Genomic DNA, 17,639 nt, shown 5'->3' with positions numbered 1-17,639 from the left:
GACAGGACGCCTCCGCGCCGCTCCTCCATCCGTGGGAACCGCCGCCGCGCCCGCCGGGGCGGCCCGCGCCGGGACCGCATCGTCTCCTGGGTGAGGATCACCCGTGCGACCCGCCTGACGACGGCCCCGCTCCTCGCGGCGGCCCTCCTGACCCCCGCTCATCACACCGCGGCCGCCCCCGGTCCCGGGCCCGCCGCGCCCGCCGCCCCGACCCGGTGCGCGCCCTCCCCCGGCTGGACCCCGGCAGCCACCGACCGCGAGGACGCCACTCCCCACGCGTACGTCGGCAACGGCTACCTCGCCGTGCGCGTCCCCGCCGCCGGCGCCGGATTCCGGCCACCGGGCGAGGGCGGCGAACCCGAGGTGGACACCGGCTGGCCGCTCTTCACCCCGCGCTACGACGGCGCGTTCGTCTCCGGCCTCTACGCCCGGGGCCCGGAGAACACCGCCGGCCGACAGGCCGTCGCGGCCCTGCCGAACTGGACCGGCCTCGACGTCACGGCGGGCGGCGAGACCTACGGCCCCACCTCCCGCGTCACCGGCTACCGCCAGACCCTCCTCCTGCGCTGCGGCCTGGTCCGCACCGCCCTGACCTGGACCGGGTCCGACGGCCGCCGCACGGACCTGGTCCACGAGGTCCTCGCCGACCGGAACGCCCCGCACGGTGCCGCCGTCCGGCTGCGGGTCACCCCGCACTGGTCGGGGACGGCCACCGTCACCGACCGGATCGACGGCCGGGCCGCCCGCCGCGTGAAGCAGACCGGGGGCGGCGCCGAACCGCACGCGTCCGGCGCCATGGCCGTCGCCTTCCGCACCGACGGCACCGGCGTGAAGGGCGCCGTCGCCTCGGTACTGCGGGCACCCGAGGGCACCGTCCGCCCCGCGGAAGGGGCCCGCTCGCTGAGCGCGACCCAGTCGGCGTCCTTCCCGGTCCGCTCCGGGCACACCTACGAGGCCGTCAAGTACATCGGCGTGGACACCTCGCTGACCTCCCGCAGCCCGCGCGCCGACGCGGTCTCCGCCGCCCGGGCCGGGGCCCGGCGGGGCTGGCGGGCGCTGTACGACGCGCACGCGGACGCCTGGCGCGCGCTGTGGGAGTCCGGCGCCGACCTGGACACCGTGCCCGGCGGCCCGCCCGGCCGGGGCACGGCACCGGTGCCGACCGCCCGCCAGGAGGAGCTGCGGCTCTGGCTCCGCTCGGCCCGCTACGGACTGCTCTCCTCGACCCGGCCCGGCGCCCGCGACTCCCTGGGCCCCACCGGACTGACCAGCGACAACTACGCCGGGATGATCTTCTGGGACGCCGAGACCTGGATGTTCCCCTCCCTGCTCGCCACCGATCCCGACCTGGCCAGGACGGTCCTCGACCACCGGGTGCGCACCTCGCCCGCCGCCCGCGACAACGCCCGCAAGCTCGGCTTCGAGGGCCTCTTCTTCCCCTGGACCAGCGCCTCCACGGGCGACCTGTGGGCCGAGTGCCAGAGCTGGAACCCCCCGCACTGCGTCACCCAGAACCACCTCCAGGGCGACATCGCGCTCGCCGCCTGGCAGTACTGGCTCGCCACCGGTGACCGGACCTGGCTGCGCCGCGACGGGGAGCCGCTGCTGCGCGGCATCGCGGAGTTCTGGGCCTCCCGTGTCACGGCCAACCCCGACGGCGGTTACTCGGTGAAGGGCGTCGCCGGTCCCGACGAGTACAGCAACGGCGTGGACGACGGCGTCTACACCAACGCCGTGGCCGCCACCGCCCTGCGCCACGCCGCGAGCGCCGCCGAGGAGACCGGCTCCACCGCCCCGCCCGAGTGGCGCCGCATCGCCGACCGCCTGCGCATCCCCTACGACGCGGACCGCAAGGTCTTCCTCCAGTACGACGGCTACGACGGCTCCCGCATCAAGCAGGCCGACGCGGTCCTCCTCGCCCACCCCCTGGACTGGCCCATGCCGGACGGCGCGGCCGCCGCCACCCTCGACTACTACGCCGCCCGCACCGACCCGGACGGGCCCGCCATGACCGACTCGGTCCACTCGGTGATCGCCGCCGCCGCCGACGAACCGGGCTGCGCCGCCTACACCTACCTGGAGCGCTCGGTCCGCCCCTTCGCACGCGGCCCGTACGCCCTCTTCGCCGAGGCTCGCGGCGACAAGGCGGGGGCCGACGACCCGCTCTCCGGCACCCCGGCGGAGGACTTCCTCACCGGCAAGGGCGGCTTCCTCCAGACCTTCACGCACGGCCTGACCGGGATGCGGCTGCGCGCCGCCGACCGCCTCCACCTGGACCCGGTCCTGCCGCCGCAGCTGGCCCGCACCGCCGACGGCACCGAGTCCGGCGGGGTGACCGTCCGCGGGCTGCGCTGGCGCGGGCGCGTCTTCGACGTCGCGATCGGCCCCGAGACCACCGAGGTCCGGCTCACCACCGGCGCCCCCTTCACCGTCGAGACCCCGGAGGGCCGCTCCGCCGTCGCTCCCGGCGCGCCGCTGACCCTCAAGACCCGCCGCCCCGACCTGACCCCCTCCTCCGACCCGGCGCGCTGCGCTCCCGTACGCGCCGATTCCGAGGAGCCCGGCCTCTACGCGGAGGCCGCCGTCGACGGAGCCGGGGCCACCGTGTGGTCCCCCGCCGCCGACGCCACCACGGCGACCCTCACCGCCGAACTGGCCTCGCCCTCCCCGATCGCCTCGGTCACCCCCGACTGGGCGGTCGAGCCCGCCTCGTACCAGGTCGAGGTCTCGGCCGACGGCCGACGCTGGCGGCGACCCGCACCCGGGACACCGGTCCGCCAGGTGCGGCTGACGCTCCGCAAGGAGGCCGAGGGGGAGCTGCCCGCGCTGCGGGAACTGGGGGTGCGGGCGGAGTAGGGGCCCGGGCGGCGCGCCCGCCCGGGCCCGCCCGTCACCCACGGCCCCGGGGCGCGCCGTACCAGAGCCGCCCCCCGGTCGGCGGGCGGCGCGGAGTCGCAGGCGGTTCCGTCGAACGGGGAGCTTCCACCTCGGCCAGGGGCCTCAGGCGCCGGCCGGGCTGTCCTGGTGGCTGGGCTCCGTCGTGCCCGTGCCGGTCGCTGACGGCCTCAAACGCCGGCCGGGCTGGGAGGTTCGCGGTTCGTTCGCCGCACGGTCGGGCGGCGCCGCACCGGGGCACCTCCTCACAAACCGCCCGCTGGGACAGCCGCTTCAAGGCCGCCGGGAGCGGCAGTCTGCTGCGGGGGTACCCCGGCACGACCCCGTCCTTCCGCCTCGTCGGCGTCGACCCGCCGGTGGAGGGAGAGAGAGGCCGCCGCCGAGCAGTCTGTGCGGCCATCGGAAACGTCCGGCGGCGCTCACTCCGGAGGGGCGAGTCTGCGAGGGACGGCCCCCGCCCGGCCACCCGGATCGGACACCCCACGCTGACCTGCCCGCTGAGATCCTCAGCCACCACCACAGCACCTGCCCCCACCGCTCCATCCGGCCACTCCCCCCTCGCACCGCTCACTCGCGCTTGCCAGCCTGCGGCACGCCACTGACAATCCGTCGCCAGGGCATCACCCGCAGTGATGCGCGTCTGCTCCGGCGGGTGCTCCCCGCGGCCCTCGGCACGGCCCGGGGCCGGTCGGGTTCCGGACGTGAGCCGCGGCGGCGGGCACGTGCCGACCGGGGGCTGGGCCCGGTCGTGCACCGGTCTGGGAGGATCGCGCCGGGGCGAAGGGCCGAGCGGTGGAGGTCGTCGGGTGCCGGACACGTCGTGGCCGCCGTACGACGCGGAGGTCCTCGCGGGGCTGCGTCCGGGCGGCGAGGCCGTCTCCGCGCTGGTCCGGCGGGGGTTGCCGACCGATTGCCACCGTGTGTTCGTACGGGACCCGGCGCGGGAACTGGAGGTTCGGGAGCCTCCGCGGGGCCGGGCCGCGTTCCTCGGCGCGTTCGAGGACGGCGTCAACTCGTACTGGCCGCTGGTGGGCGGCGGCGCGGTGTGGATGGTGCGCGGCTACGACGGCGCCGGGGAGCAGCGGTACGCGCGGGTCAACTCCTCGGTCACCGGGCTCCAGCGGGTTCTGAGGGTGTGGGAGGAGTTCGTCGGCTCGGGGAGGAGCAACAAGGACGACGACTACGAGGAGTACGTCGAGGACGTGGTCGCCCGGGCCCGGCGCGGCGACCCGGAGGCGTTCGACGACGAGGAGTCCTGGTGGTCGCGGCTCTTCGAGGAGGTCGAGCTGGGAGTCCTGGTGCCGGAGGCCGCGCAGCCGAGGGCCTCGCAGGTCAGCGCGTGGGTGGCGCCCGTGCCCCCGGATTGTCGGTGCGGGATGCCAGACTTCCCGTGTGAGCGAAGACCCGAACGGCGCCGCCTCCGCGGCCCCCGCACTCCGGCAGCGGCTGGCCCAGGTGCGGGGCGTCTCCGTGGAGCCCCGGCCGCTCGACGCCCGTGCCCTGGCGGCGCTCGCCGCCAATCCGGGGTGCCACCGCCGCGCCCTGCTCGACGGCGCGGGGGTGGACAAGCCCAGACTCGCCGAGGCGCTGGGGGTCCCCTCGGGGTTCGGCCAGTCGCAGTTCGCGTTCATGCGCGGGCACGCCTTCGAGGCGCGGGTGAAGGCAGACGGGGGCGCGGAGTTGCTGCGGCTCGCCCACGCCTGCCTCGGCGGCGGACCTCCGCCGGACGGTGGCGGCGAGGTGCCCCGCCTCGCGGCCCCCGGGCAGGCCGAGCGGGTCGCGCTGACCGAGGAGGCACTGCGCGAGGCGGCCGGGCGCCGGGGCGGCTGGACGCTGCTGGACCACCCCATGCTCGCCCTGGAGGTGGCCGGTTCGGGCGTCTTCCTGGAGCCGGACGCGGTCGTGGTTCATCCCGACGGCGGCTGGTCGGTGGTCGAGATCAAGTCGTTCCCGATGCTGGACGGTTCGGCGGACGCCGCCAAGGTCGGGGCGGCCGCCCGGCAGGCCGCGGTCTACGTCCTGGCGCTGGAGGAGGCCGCCGACCGGCTCTCCGACCAGCTGGGCGAGGCCCCGGCCGTCCGCCACCAGGTGCTGCTGGTCTGCCCCAAGGACTTCTCCAACCTCCCCACCGGCGCCGCCGTCGACGTGCGTAAGCAGCGGGCGGTGACGAGGCGCCAGCTCTCCCGGCTCACCAAGGTCGGGGAACTGGCCGCCATGCTGCCGCTCGACGTCTGCTTCGACCCGGACCGGCCTGCCGGCGCACTGCTGCACGCCGTCGAGTCGGTCCCCGCCTCCTACGCCCCGGAGTGCCTCTCCGCCTGCGAACTGGCCTTCCACTGCCGCGAGCGGGCCCGCGCCGCGGGCGACGTGACCGCGCTGGGCCGCTCGGTCCGGGGCGAGCTGGGCGGACTGACCTCGGTGGAAGAGGTCCTGGCCGCCGCCGCGTCCCCCGAGACCGACGGGGGCGGGGCCGACCCGGGGACCGATGCGACGGTGGCGGCCCTGCGCCGGGCCGCCCGGCTGCGTGCCGAGGCGCTGGCCGGCGTGCCGGATCGGAGGCCGGGATGCCGCTGATCAGCACCCTCGCCCGGCTGGAGGCGGTGCGCACGGGCCGGGCCCAGCCTGCCACGACCGTGCTCCACCGCCACCTCTCCGCCCGCCCGCTGGTCCTCGTGCCGCTCACCACGGCCGGCGAGGCGGGGGCCCCGCTCGGCGCCCTCGTCGGCACCGACCGGGAGGAGCCCCGCCTGCTGGTGGTCCCGCAGCCGGCCGACCGGGAACTGCGGTTCACCTTCCTCGCCCGCCTCGCCTCGGTGGTCCTGCCGTACATCGAGGAGTACGCGGCGCGGGTGGAGCCCGCCGAGCGCACCGAGGCGGACCCGGAGACGGGCAAGCGCGTCAAGGTCGTGACCGAGCTGTGCGCCGACGCCCCGCAGCTCCTCGTGCCGGGCCGGGCCGGGATCGAGCTGGTCCGGTTGCTGGGGCGGGCCAACCGCTTCCGCCGCACCGCCGAGGAGGACCCCGAGGGCCCGTACCCGGCGCCGGAGCAGGTGCCGCTGCTGGGCCGCTGGTTCACCCACCTCGGCGAGCGGGCCCGGGTGCCCGGTTCCTCGCTGCTGGTCGCCATGACGGACCTGCTGGCCCGGCACTGGGCGACGGGTCAGAGCGCGCTGGAGGACCAGCACCTCGGGGCGTTGCTCGCCTGGATCGACCCGCCGGCGGGCGACGACGGCGACCGGGCCGCGCGCCGGGCCGAACTGGCCCGTGACGAAGACGGCCAGCTGCTCTGCCCACCCGCCGGACCCGCCACCGACCCCGCCTTCGACAACAAGCTGCTGGCACCCGCCGTCGAGCGGTACGACCGGGCCCGCCGCGCCCTGGCCGAGGCGCGGGACGGCGAGAGCGCCGACCGTCTGCTGGCCGGGATGACGGTGTCCGAGCGGGAGCTGCGCGCCCTGGTCGAGAGCCGGACCAAGCCCACCTGGGACGCGGTCTGGCGCGGCGTCGACCTGCTGCGGGAACTGCCCGAGGGCGCCCACGTCACCGACCGCTGGACCCGTGACCGCTGGTCCTTCACCGCGCACCGTGACCGGCTGGCCGCCGGCGAGCCCCCGCAGCCGCGCCGCGACGACGCGGTGACCGCCGCCCAGAAGCTCGCCACCCGCGAGCGGGAGCAGGCCCGGCTCGACGCGCAGGAGGCACTGGACGATCCGCTGGTGATGGCCGGGCGGCGGCTGGCCGGTGAGGCGTTCGTCGCCGAGGTGCTGGACGTGGAGATGACGTACACCGGGAGCAAGCGGCCCAGTCCGCGCCCGGTGCTCACGGTGCGCACGGAGGACGCCCCGCACGTGGCGGTCGGCGCCAAGGTCCACCGCGAGCTGGGCGGGCGCCCGCAGACCGCCGAAGTGCTCGCGCCGGAGGAGGCCGGGGACGGTGCGGGTCCCGGGGAGCGGCTGCTCCTGCTGCGGGTGCTGGACCGGATGGGCCGGGGCCGGGAGCCGGAGGAGCGGTCGGTCCCGGAGAAGGGCGACCGGAGCTGCTGGACGCTCTTCGCGCACGACCAGCGGAACGGCCCCAAGCTGCCCGACCCCGATCAGACGCCGTGGACCCATGGCGGCCCTCCGGAGCCGCCGGGCGCCCTGCCCGGCCCCGCGACCGCCCCCGACCCGGTGACTCCCGAGGACCTGCTGTGACGCGGCGGCCGGAGGTACGGCCGCGGGGCGGCGGCCAGGACACCACGAGCATCACGAGCACGACAAGCCCAGCGCGCACGACGCGTACGACGCGCCGCACGAGCACGACGAGGAAGAGCACCGGATGACGGCGGTGGACCAGGCGGCGGGCGCGGAGGCGAACGGCCGGGAGCTCTCCCCGGGCGAGCAGGCGACCCGGGCCACCGAGGCGATCCTGGCGAAGACCCTGCACGGCACGGCTCGCGGGGTCGTGGTCGACTCGCCGCCGGGGGCCGGGAAGTCGACGCTGGTGGTGCGGGCCGCCCGGGAGCTGGCCGCTGCGGGCCGACCGCTGATGATCATCGCGCAGACCAACGCGCAGGTGGACGACCTCGTGCTGCGCCTGGCGGAGAAGGACCCTGAACTGCCGGTGGGGCGGCTGCACAGCAGCGACCGGGACGCCTACGACAAGGCCCTCGACCCGCTGCCCTCGGTGCGGACCTCCACCAAGGTGAAGGATCTCGCCGGGCTCGACGTGGTGGTCTCCACGGCGGCGAAGTGGGCGCACGTCAAGGACGTCGAGCCGTGGGGGCACGCCATCGTGGACGAGGCGTACCAGATGCGGTCGGACGCGCTGCTGGCCGTCGCCGGCCTCTTCGAGCGGGCGCTGTTCGTGGGCGACCCGGGGCAACTCGACCCGTTCGCCCTGGTCGGCGCCGAGCAGTGGGCCGGGCTCTCCTACGATCCCTCGGCGAGCGCGGTGGCGACGCTGCTGGCCCACAATCCGGAGCTGCCCCAGCTGCGGCTGCCCGTCTCCTGGCGGCTGCCCGCCTCGGCGGCGCCGCTGGTCTCCGACGCCTTCTACCCGTTCACGCCGTTCCGCAGCGGCACCGGGCCCGGGGACCGCAGCCTCGGCTTCGGGGTCCCCTCGGCCGGGACGCCGTACGACGAGGTGATCGACGAGGCGGCGCGCAGCGGCTGGGGGTTGCTGGAGCTGCCCGCGCGGCACACGCCGAGAACCGACCCGGAGGCGGTACGGGCGGTGGCCATGGTGGTGCGGCGGCTCCTCGACCGGGAGGGGGCGGCGGTCTCGGAGACCTCGCCCGAGCCGGTGCCGCTCGGGGCGCGGCGGATCGCCGTGGGGACCGCCCACCGCGACCAGGCCGCGGCGGTGCGGGCCGAGCTGGCGGCGCTCGGCGTCGAGGGGGTGGCGGTGGACACCGCCAATCGGCTCCAGGGGCGGGAGTTCGATGTGACCGTGGTGCTGCATCCGCTGTCGGGGCGGCCGGACGCCACCGCCTTCCATCTGGAGACCGGGCGGTTGTGCGTGCTGGCCTCGCGGCACCGGCACGCGTGCGTGGTGGTGTGCCGGGAGGGGGTGCAGGAGGTGTTGGACGCGCATCCGTCCACCGAGCCGGTGATGCTGGGGGTGGGGGTGCGGTTCCCTGACGGGTGGGAGGCCCATCACTCCGTGCTCGGAGTGCTGGGTGGGCATCGGGTTCGGCTGCCGTCCGCGGGGTGACCTGCGGTCGGCTTCCGGGGTGCGGTGGGGCTGGGGTGGTGTTCTCGGGTCCGCCGTACCCGGTGTCGGTCACCGTTTGCCTCAAGCGCCGGCCGGGCTGGTATGCGGCTTCGGTGGGCCCTGACCTGACGGTCGGAGATGGCCTCGAACGCCGGCCGGGCTGTTGGGGCGGACGGCCGGGAAGTGGCCAGATGGGCTGCCAGGACCGTCAGGCGGGCGACCGGGCGGCGCCCAGGCGGGCGGTCGACTGGGCGGGCGGGCGCACAGGCGGCCAGACAGGCAGGCGGGCAAGCGGCCGGACAGGCGGGCGTCGGCCGGACGGGCAAGTGGGCGCGCGGGCAAGCGGCCGAACGGGCGCGCGGGTGGCCGGGCGACCGGGGTGGGTGGCGGACGGTCGGGGTGGTCAGGGGGAGGGGTGGCCGGAGGGTTGTGGGCGGTCGGGGCGGGGAGCGGTGGCGGGTCGGGGGTGGGGATGGACGGTGGAGTGGGTGGGGACAATGGAAGGTGGTTCTGGGGCGTGGGTCCTGGGTTTGGAGGAATGTGATGGCGGAGTCCGAGCGGGACACGCCGAGGTTGCGGCCTGCGCCGCTGCTGTTCGAACCGACGGAGGCCGTGGAGGACCCGGAGCACTTCTTCGATCTGGAGTCGATGGAGGACCCGGGGGCCCTGCTGGACCGGGCGACCGAACTGGCGGTGGCGTTCCGGGCCGCCGCCGACCGGTCGGTGGAGTTTCAGGCGATGGCCGCCGCGCAGCTCGCGGACCCGCGGCGGTTCGACCGGCTGAGCGCGGAGGCGGTCGGGGAGCGGGCGCAGTGGACCGAGGCGTACGCGAAGAAGATGATCGAGTTCGGGCGTGACCTGCTGCGGGCGCGCCCTGCGGGAGGCTGAGGGAGACAGTGACATATGCCATCGGCGTATGTGAGGGGGCAAGGTACCTCATCGCTGTCGCCGGTGTCCCGCCTTTCGGCAACTCTGCGATACCGCCTGCTCACCACCGGTAGATCTGTCCGCATGAGCAGCCCACACGTCACCGCCACCGCCCGCCATCGCCCCTCCACGTCCACGGCCCGGGTGTCCGGTCCGCGTGACGGCCAGGACCAGGCGGCCCGCGTGACGGCGGAGGGGGCCGCGTGGCTCGCCTCGGCCGGGACGTACCCGGGGACGGCCGGGCCGGCGGTGCTGCGGTGCGGGATCGCCTTCGACGTGGTGAACGTCCCGCCCGTCTTCGGCCACCGGATACTGGACCGCCTCTGGGAGGAGGGTCCCGGTTCGGGGCCGGCCGCGGTGCAGCGGGGCCGGCTACTCCTGTTCACCGCGCCGGGGACGGCCCAGCGGCTACCCGCCCTGCTGCGCTGGGAGGAGTGCGGGAGCGCCATCCCGCCGCTGCTCTGCCACGGCGTCGGGGACGCGGTGACGGTGCCCGGCCCGGACCCGGCGGAGGCCGCCGGGGCCCCCGTACCGACGCTGCGGGCGGCGACGGGGCACCCGAGGGACGGTGAGCGGGAGCGAGAGCACCCGGTCCGGCGGGGTGGCGGTCACCAGGGGCCTGAGCTGCGGGGAGCCGGCGCCCAGGACCGGTGGCTGGTGGCGCCGGGAGCGCGGTACCCGTGGCTGCCGGGGGCGGACGTCCTGCGCTGGGCCTGTGTGCGGGCGGCACGGAGCGCGCGCCCGGTATCGATTTTTCCTCCGGTCGGTCCTGGTGCTAAGGTCTACGACGTCAGCAGGCGCCGCTAGCTCAGTTGGTTAGAGCAGCTGACTCTTAATCAGCGGGTCCGGGGTTCGAGTCCCTGGCGGCGCACAGACGATGAGAAGGCCCCTCGCGCAAGCGGGGGGCCTTCTCATGTTCCGAGGGCCTTCCGGCGTGCCGGTCAGAGCCGTGTGGTGAGGTTGACGGTCCAGCTGCCCGAGGGGGTGCGGTCCTCCACCTCCACGCGTACGCCCTCGCCGGGGGCGGTGCCGGGGACAGTGAAGGTCTCACCCTCCTGGACAGGGGCGTCGGCGAGGTCGGGATAGACCGAGCGGCCCCAGCACGCGGCGGTGTCCGGGTGGGCGTCGAGGACCTCGACGGGGCCGGCGCCGGAGGGCAGGTCGGTGCGGACCCGGTAGACGAGGACGCCTTCGCGGCAGACGTCCACGTCGTTGCCCTCGGCGGTCCGCGCCTCCACGGCGACGACGGTGCCCGGCCCCTCGGGAACGACCGCGAGGCGGGTGCCGGAGCCCGGGAGGGGGGCGTCGGCGGCCACGGGCTCCAGGGAGAGGCGGTGGGGGCCCACGCCCTGCACACAGGTGACCTGCTGGTGGCCGAGCCAGCCGAGCTTCCACTTGTGCCAGGCGAAGAGGTCCGGGCCCAGTCCGAACTGGCTGCCCATGAGGTCCCAGTCGCCGACGTGGGTGTCCCAGTCGCCCTTGTTGTCGGTGGGCCGGCGGTAGAGGTCGGGCAGGTCGAAGACGTGTCCGGTCTCGTGGGCCAGGACGTTGCGGTCGGGCGGGTGGCGTTCGAAGAGGGTGACGACGCGGTGGATCGGGGTGCCGTCGGCCTCCAGAGGGCGGCTGAAGTTGACCACCTTGGTGGCGTCGGAGTCCACGCCGGGGGCGTCCGGGTCGGCGACGAAGTACACGATGTCGTAGCGCGAGAAGTCGACGACCGGGTCGGCGGCCTCCAGGGCGTCGCGGAGGTAGGCGGAACGGCTCGCCGCGTTCCAGTCGCGCCTTATCTCGTAGGCCGTGGAGGGCTGCGGCATGGTCAGCCACTCCTTCTGGGGGTGCGGGCGCAGGGTGAAGCGGCCGTAGGAGGAGCGGTCGAAGAAGTTGGTGGCGTCGGGGAAGTAGTCGGCGGTGAGTTCGGCGGGGGTGGTGCGCGGGGTGGCGTCGGGGAACGAGAGGAAGACGAGGACGGCATCGAGGCCGCCGAGCGGGCGCGGGTAGGCGCCGTTCCAGGTGTCCAGGCCCTCGGAGTGGTGGGCCGGCGTGCGGGGCAGGGCGCACGGGCCGCCCGGGGGCGCGGCCGAGGCGGGGCCCGCCACCAGGGAGGTCGCGACGAGGGCGAGCAGGGCGACGGTGCCCGCGCCCAGCGCACGCGGTGTGACGCGTTCCGCGCCCCCGGCCGGGCCGGTCGGCGCGTGCTCCCGCGGGTCCTCCTGACGCGGCAAGGCGGCCTCCGGGTCGGTCGGGGACGGCACATCCCGGCCAGCCTGGTCGCTTTTCTGCCGTGACGCCTCGTTTGTCTCGCCCGGAGGAGTGATCTCCGCTCGAACTGGGCAACCCCTCGCCGGACTCGTTCGGGTGGAGGCGGTGTCCGGTGGGTGCGGCAACCGGGCGGCAGATGCCCGCACGGCGGCCGTTCTGTACCCCCCGGCGCAGGCGTGATGCGCCTGAGCGCCGGGCGCGCGCCCCCACGCGCCGTGCTGGATGCCCTCTCCACGCGGCCTCTATGATCGGCACACTTCCCCTACGAGGACGCCGGAACGCCGACGCCAGCGCGGCCGGGCTCATGGGCCGCGCGCCCGGCCGGACGCGTCCCCCTCACGGAACGGGAGCGAGTGGTGAGCGGAACGACCGAAGGCCCGTCGGCCGCGACCGGGCAGGCACCGGCTGCGCCCCAGGAACACCGGCTCCACGAGACCAGGCCCAAGGAGCGGCCGCCGCACGACAGTCCGCCGTTCGACCCACCGGGCCCGGCGCCCGCCGGGTGCGAGGCGCGACCGCCGGTGCCGGGCGCCCGCGCCCACTCCCCCGCCGACGTCCGCGCGGACGCCTTCCGGCGCGCCCCACTGGCGCTGGCGGTGTTGGACCGTGCGGGGCGCGTGGTGGAGGCCAACGACGCGTTCGCGGGGCTGCTGGGCACCGGCCCCGGCCCCGGCGCGCTGAGCCGGGTGGCGGCCGAGTTGCTCGGGCGCCAGGGGGACGAGACCGTACGCGCGGTACTGGAGGGGCGGCGGGCCGGGCTCAGACGGACCCGGCGGGTGCGGGACGCCGAGGGGCGCGCCCGGTGGTTACTGGTGGCCGTGGAGCCGCCCCGGGCCGACGGGCCGGGGGGCGCGCTGCTGTCGGTGACCGACATCAGCGCGCGGCGGGAGCTGGAGGCGCGCGTCCGCGATCTGCGGATGCACGATCCGGTGACCCGGCTGCCCAACCGGGCGCTCTTCTTCGAACGGCTCGCCTCGGTGGCCGGACCCGCCGCTCCGGAGGGCGCGGCCGAGCACGGGGAACACCCCGAGGACCGCTGGCCGCCGGAGGCCGGGCAGGCCAGGACCGGCCGGATCGGCGTGTGCTACCTGGACCTGGACGGCTTCAAGGCGGTCAACGACACCTTCGGCCACCGCACCGGCGACCTGCTGCTGACCGCGGTCGCCGAGCGGCTGCGCCGGGTCGCGACCGCGGGGGCGCGGGGCGGGCGTACGCCGCTGGTGGCGCGGCTCGGCGGCGACGAGTTCGCCCTGCTGGTGCCGGACTCCTCGGGCACCGAGCAGCTCACCTCGCTGGCGGCGGCGGCGCTGGTGGCGCTGGAGGAGCCGTTCGACGCGGACGGGGAGCGGCTCTCCGTGTCGGCCTCGGTGGGCGTGGTGGAGCGGCCCGCCTCCGCCACCACCGCGACCGAGCTGATGCAGGACGCCGACACCACGCTGTACTGGGCGAAGGCCGACGGGGGCGGGCGGTGGACCCTCTTCGACCCCGAGCGCAACGCCCACCGGATGACGCGCCAGGTCCTCGCGGCCGAGCTGCGGCCCGCCATCGGGCGCGGCGAGTTCGTCCTCGACTACCAGCCGCTGGTCGATCTGGCCGACGGGACGACCAGCGGGGTGGAGGCGCTGGTGCGCTGGCGGCACCCCCACTTCGGGACGCTGCCGCCGAGCCGCTTCATCGGGCAGGCGGAGGAGGACGGCTCCGTCGTCCAGCTGGGCCGGTGGGTGCTGCGGACGGCGTGCGCGCAGGCGCGGGCCTGGCAGGTGGCGCGGCCCGGGCGCCGGGCGATCTTCGTCAGCGTCAACGTGGCCGTGCGCCAGGTGTGGGACTCCGACCTGGTGGCGGACGTGGCGGCGGCGCTGGAGGCGACCGGGCTGCCGCCCGAGCTGTTGCAGCTGGAGCTGACCGAGTCGGCGCTGATGGGGTCGGCGGGGCGGCCGCTCCGTGTTCTCCAGGCGCTGAGCGCCATGGGGGTGCGGATCGCCATCGACGACTTCGGTACGGGGTACTCGAACCTCTCGTACCTCAGCAGGCTGCCGGTCTCCGTGCTGAAGCTCGACGGGTCGTTCGTCCGCAGCTTCCGGGACGACGTGCCGCCCGGCGCGGCGGACGAGGTGGTGGTCGAGGCGATGGTGTCGCTGGCCCACCGGCTGGGGCTGACCGTGACCGCGGAGTGCGTCGAGACGGCGCAGCAGGCCCGCCGGCTGCTGGGGATCGGGTGTGACACCGGGCAGGGGTGGCTGTGGTCGCGGCCGGTCGGCCCGGAGCGGATCGCCGGGTTGTTGCGGCAGCAGCGCTGACCGGCGTGGTCAGGCCGGGCGGCCGGTGTCGCGCAGCCCGGCCAGGAGGATCTGGAGCAGGTGCTCGGCCCGGGCGGACGCGGCCTGCTCCGTACGGGTGAGCAACTGGTAGAGGAGGGAGCCGATCAGGGCGTCCGCGACGGCCTCCAGGTCGGCGTCGGCACGGAACTCGCCGCTCGCCACCCCGGCCCGGAGGTGGCCGACGACGCTCTCGTACTGCCCCCGGGTGTGCTCGCGGTAGAGGCTCTCGGCGTCGTGCGGGCTCTCCGCGGCGGCTGCGGTCAGGGCGCGGATCATCGCGGCGTGGTGCGGGTCGCCGACCGAGGCCGCGTACGCCCGGAACCAGTCGGCCAGCCGCTGGGAGCCGGTGCCGCGGGCGCCGGGCGCAGCGGGAGCCGGCGCCGAGGCGAGGAAGCTGTGCAGCACCGTGTCGGCGACCAGGGTGGCCTTGGAGGTCCAGCGGCGGTAGAGCGTCGGCTTGCCGACTCCGGCGAGGGTGGCCACCTTCTCCATCGACAGACCGGCGTAGCCGTCGCGCAGCAGGACCTGCCGGGCCGCGTCCAGCATGGCGTCGTCCCGCGCCGCGTCCCTGGGCCGTCCGGGCCGTCGTACCTCGTCCATGGCGCACCTTCCTACGAGTAGACTTCCATTACGAAACGTATCGTAACGATATTGAGGAGTCTCCATGCTCGCGAACGTGGTCGTCGTCATCGGCGCGGGAGGGATGGGCGAGGCCATAGCCCGGCGCCAGGGACCGGGCCACACGGTGCTGCTCGCCGACTTCGACGAGGCGGCGCTCGCCACCGTGGCGGACCGGCTGCGCGGCCAGGGGCACAAGGTCACCACCCGGGCCGTCGACGTCTCCTCGTCGCCCTCGGTCGCCGCTCTCGCGGAGGCCGCCACCTCGCTGGGGCCCGTCACCCAGGTCGTGCACACGGCCGGCCTCTCGCCCGTCCAGGCGCCCGCCGCCGACGTCCTGAGGGTGGACCTGCTCGGCACCGCGCTGGTCATCGAGGAGTTCGGGCGCGTGATCGCTCCCGGCGGCGCCGGTGTGATGATCTCCAGCATGGCCGGCCACATGCTGCCGGCCCCGCTCAGCGCCGAACAGGAGAGCGCGCTCGCCCACGCCCCGGCGGAGGACCTGCTGAGCCTCCCCTTCACCGACCCCGACGCCCTCGGGCAGAGCGCCTACGGGCTGGCGAAGTACGGGAACCGGCTGCGCGTCCAGGCGGCGAGCGCCACCTGGGGAGCGCGGGGAGCGCGCATCAACTCCATCAGCCCGGGGGTGATCGCCACCCCCATGGGACAGCAGGAGCTGGACGGGGCCAGCGGCCGGGCCATGCGCGCCATGATCACCGCGTCGGGCACGGGCCGGCTGGGCACACCCGAGGACATCGCCGAGGCCGCCGCCTTCCTGCTCGGCCCCGGCGCGTCCTTCATCACCGGGAACGACCTGCTGGTCGACGGCGGTGTCGTGGCGGCCCTTCGCGCCGGGCGCCTCACCCCGGCCGGCTGACCCCGCCCCGGCCCCGGCTCACCCCAGGGCGGGCATGCCGTAGGCGTCGGCGATCAGCTCGTAGGAGCGGACCCGGGCGTCCTGGGAGTGGGCGTTGGCGGTGAGCATGAGTTCGTCGGCGCCGGTGCGCTTGTGGAGGTCGTCGAGGCCGGCGCGCACCTCGTCCGGGGTGCCGTGGACGACGTTGGAGAGCCAGTCGTCGACGAAGTCCCGCTCGACCGGGGAGAAGGAGTGCGCCTCGGCCTCCTCGGGCGTCGGCACGAGCCCCGGGGCGCCCCGGCGCAGGCGGACCATGTTGAGGGCGCCGGTGAGCACCTGGCGCCGTGCCTCCGCGGCCTCGTCGGCGGCGAACGCGGAGACGCCGATCATGGCGTACGGGGCGTCCAGCACGGCCGACGGGCGGAACGACTCGCGGTAGAGGTCGAGCGCCGGGATGGTGTTGCGCGCCGAGAAGTGGTGGGCGAAGGAGAACGGCAGCCCCATCATCCCGGCCAGGCGGGCGCTGAAGCCGGAGGAGCCGAGCAGCCAGATCTGCGGCCGGTGCGGGGACTGGACGCCGCCCGCGGTGGTGGACTGCACCGGGCCGGGTACCGCGTGGATGCGCCGGTACGGGTGGCCGTCGGGGAAGTCGTCGTCCAGGAAGCGGATCAGCTCGGCGAGCTGCTCGGGGAAGTCGTCGGCGCCCTCGTGGAGCCGGTCGGTGCGGCGCAGGGCGGCGGCGGTGGCGCCGTCGGTGCCCGGGGCGCGCCCGAGGCCGAGGTCGACGCGGCCCGGCGCCAGCGCCTCCAGGGTGCCGAACTGCTCGGCGATCACGAGGGGCGCGTGGTTGGGCAGCATGACGCCGCCGGAGCCGAGGCGGACCCGCTCCGTGTGGGCGGCGAGGTGGGCGAGGATCACCGCCGGGGAGGACGAGGCGACGCCGGGCATGGAGTGGTGCTCCGCCACCCAGTGGCGGGTGAAGCCGCGGCGGTCGGCGGTCCGGGCGATCCGGACCGCCGCGTGCAGCGCGTCCGTGGACGTCTGGCCGGCGCCGACGGTGGCCAGGTCCAGTACGGAGAGGGGGGCCGGGGCGGTGCCCTGGGCCTTTCCTCGGATGTCGTCCACCGGGGTGCCTCCTGTTGACGGGGGTGCGAACCCCCCACTCAACGGGAGGGTGGCTCCGTTTTATTCCCGGTCCCCGTCCGCTCAGGAGACGACCTGGGGCTTCTGGAGGAAGAGGGTGCCGAGGGCGGGCTCGCGGACCTTGCGTCCGGCCAGCCGCAGCCCCTCCCAGACGGTGACCTGGTTGGCGGTGAGGACGGGCTTGCGCAGTTCCCTCTCCAGCTCCGTGAGGTACGCGGCGGTGTGCAGGGCGGTGTCGGGCAGCAGGACGGCCTCGGCGTCGGGGTGGTCGCCCGAGCGGGCCAGTTCGCGGACCTCGTCCCAGCCCCAGGTGCCGACCTCGGCCGCGGTGACGATGCCGCTCGCCTTCTCCTGGACGACCTCGGCTCCGGACGCTTCGAGGAAGTCGGAGAAGCGGCCCGCGATGTCGTCCGGGTAGGTCGCGGCGACCGCCACCCTGCTCGCACCGATCTCCTTGACGGCGTGCGCGAAGGCGAAGGAGGTGCTGGAGGCGGGCAGCCCGGCGGCCTGGGCGAGCGTGCGGACCTGGTCGTGGGCGCCGTCCCAGCCGTAGACGAAGCTGCCGCTGGTGCACGCCCACACGACCGCCTCGGCGCCGGAGCGGCGCAACTCCTCGACGCCCGCGCCGAGCCGGGCGGGTGAGCCCATCTCCAGCAGGGCATCGACGCGGTGGGCGTCCTCGCCGATGTCGGTGTGGATGACGTGCAGCCGGACGCTGCCGCCCATCAGCACCTCGATGCGCGGGTAGTCGTCCTCGGCGGAGTGCCCCGGGTAGAGAAGGCCGAGCGCTGTCATGGATGCCCTTTCCCTTTCGACGTGGCCTCTGGGGCCTCTGGTGGGACCTCTGGTCTCCCTCACGGGCCTACCGGCTCCGATTCCCGCACATCCGGCCGCCATGTCACGCGAGGCCCGCCCGGGCGCGCCGGGAT

General features: G+C 75.6%; 12 protein-coding genes, 1 tRNA gene and 1 pseudogene. 10 read left to right on the top strand and 4 right to left on the bottom strand.

Annotation, left to right across the window (positions count from 1 at the left end):
* The first annotated feature begins 90 nt into the window (after positions 1–90).
* The 8 genes and pseudogenes from ACSLIC_RS18080 (at position 91) to ACSLIC_RS18045 (ending at position 10,387) form a co-directional block, all read left to right on the top strand.
* Positions 91–2,856, top strand: coding sequence for a glycosyl hydrolase family 65 protein (locus ACSLIC_RS18080; RefSeq protein ID WP_436738741.1), 2,766 nt, complete (start codon positions 91–93; stop codon positions 2,854–2,856).
* 671 nt (positions 2,857–3,527) lie between these two features.
* Positions 3,528–4,163, top strand: a pseudogene (locus ACSLIC_RS18075) (SUKH-4 family immunity protein); the annotation flags it as partial.
* Positions 4,164–4,287: 124 nt separating this feature from the next.
* Positions 4,288–5,469, top strand: a complete 1,182-nt coding sequence (locus tag ACSLIC_RS18070) for a hypothetical protein (protein WP_436738740.1) — start codon at positions 4,288–4,290, stop codon at positions 5,467–5,469.
* Entirely contained in the window at positions 5,460–7,088 is a 1,629-nt protein-coding gene (locus ACSLIC_RS18065; RefSeq protein WP_436738739.1) for a hypothetical protein, read from the top strand. The genes ACSLIC_RS18070 and ACSLIC_RS18065 overlap by 10 nt, the downstream gene beginning before the upstream one ends.
* 124 nt (positions 7,089–7,212) lie before the next feature.
* The gene (locus ACSLIC_RS18060) at positions 7,213–8,589 is read left to right on the top strand and encodes an AAA domain-containing protein (RefSeq protein WP_436738738.1); all 1,377 of its coding nucleotides are present in this window, start codon (positions 7,213–7,215) and stop codon (positions 8,587–8,589) included.
* A 543-nt stretch (positions 8,590–9,132) separates the two neighbouring features.
* On the top strand, positions 9,133–9,477 hold the full coding sequence (locus tag ACSLIC_RS18055; RefSeq protein WP_436738737.1) for a hypothetical protein: 345 nt from the start codon (positions 9,133–9,135) through the stop codon (positions 9,475–9,477).
* Positions 9,478–9,600: 123 nt separating this feature from the next.
* On the top strand, positions 9,601–10,323 hold the full coding sequence (locus tag ACSLIC_RS18050; RefSeq protein WP_436738736.1) for a hypothetical protein: 723 nt from the start codon (positions 9,601–9,603) through the stop codon (positions 10,321–10,323).
* Positions 10,314–10,387 (top strand) — tRNA-Lys (locus ACSLIC_RS18045). Before ACSLIC_RS18050 ends, ACSLIC_RS18045 begins: the two co-directional genes overlap by 10 nt.
* A 70-nt stretch (positions 10,388–10,457) precedes the next feature.
* Here the strand turns inward: ACSLIC_RS18045 and ACSLIC_RS18040 are convergent.
* Positions 10,458–11,738: a M6 family metalloprotease domain-containing protein gene (locus ACSLIC_RS18040; RefSeq protein ID WP_436738735.1), complete on the bottom strand. Its 1,281-nt coding sequence runs from the start codon at positions 11,736–11,738 to the stop codon at positions 10,458–10,460.
* A gap of 393 nt (positions 11,739–12,131) precedes the next feature.
* Here ACSLIC_RS18040 and ACSLIC_RS18035 point away from each other — a divergent pair, with 393 nt between their 5' ends.
* Positions 12,132–14,072, top strand: a complete 1,941-nt coding sequence (locus tag ACSLIC_RS18035) for a putative bifunctional diguanylate cyclase/phosphodiesterase (protein WP_436738734.1) — start codon at positions 12,132–12,134, stop codon at positions 14,070–14,072.
* 9 nt (positions 14,073–14,081) lie between these two features.
* On the opposite strand, the gene ACSLIC_RS18030 is transcribed toward ACSLIC_RS18035, so the two are convergent.
* A complete protein-coding gene (locus tag ACSLIC_RS18030) occupies positions 14,082–14,693 on the bottom strand; it encodes a TetR/AcrR family transcriptional regulator (protein WP_436738733.1) in 612 nt (203 codons plus the stop codon).
* A 64-nt stretch (positions 14,694–14,757) separates the two neighbouring features.
* On the opposite strand from ACSLIC_RS18030, the gene ACSLIC_RS18025 reads away from it, so the two are divergent.
* Positions 14,758–15,588, top strand: a complete 831-nt coding sequence (locus tag ACSLIC_RS18025) for an SDR family oxidoreductase (RefSeq protein ID WP_436738732.1) — start codon at positions 14,758–14,760, stop codon at positions 15,586–15,588.
* A gap of 18 nt (positions 15,589–15,606) precedes the next feature.
* Here ACSLIC_RS18025 and ACSLIC_RS18020 read toward each other — a convergent pair whose 3' ends face one another.
* Positions 15,607–16,692, bottom strand: a complete 1,086-nt coding sequence (locus ACSLIC_RS18020) for an LLM class flavin-dependent oxidoreductase (protein WP_436738731.1) — start codon at positions 16,690–16,692, stop codon at positions 15,607–15,609.
* 81 nt (positions 16,693–16,773) lie between these two features.
* Complete coding sequence (locus tag ACSLIC_RS18015; protein ID WP_436738730.1) at positions 16,774–17,505, bottom strand: maleate cis-trans isomerase family protein; 732 nt, start codon at positions 17,503–17,505, stop codon at positions 16,774–16,776.
* Positions 17,506–17,639: the final 134 nt, after the last annotated feature.

Origin of the sequence: Streptomyces sp. BBFR102, from assembly GCF_051397025.1 — a bacterium.
Taxonomy (GTDB): Bacteria; Actinomycetota; Actinomycetes; order Streptomycetales; family Streptomycetaceae; genus Streptomyces.
The sequence above is the reverse complement of the archived record's forward strand: the minus strand, read 5'-3'. Positions and strand labels throughout refer to the sequence as shown.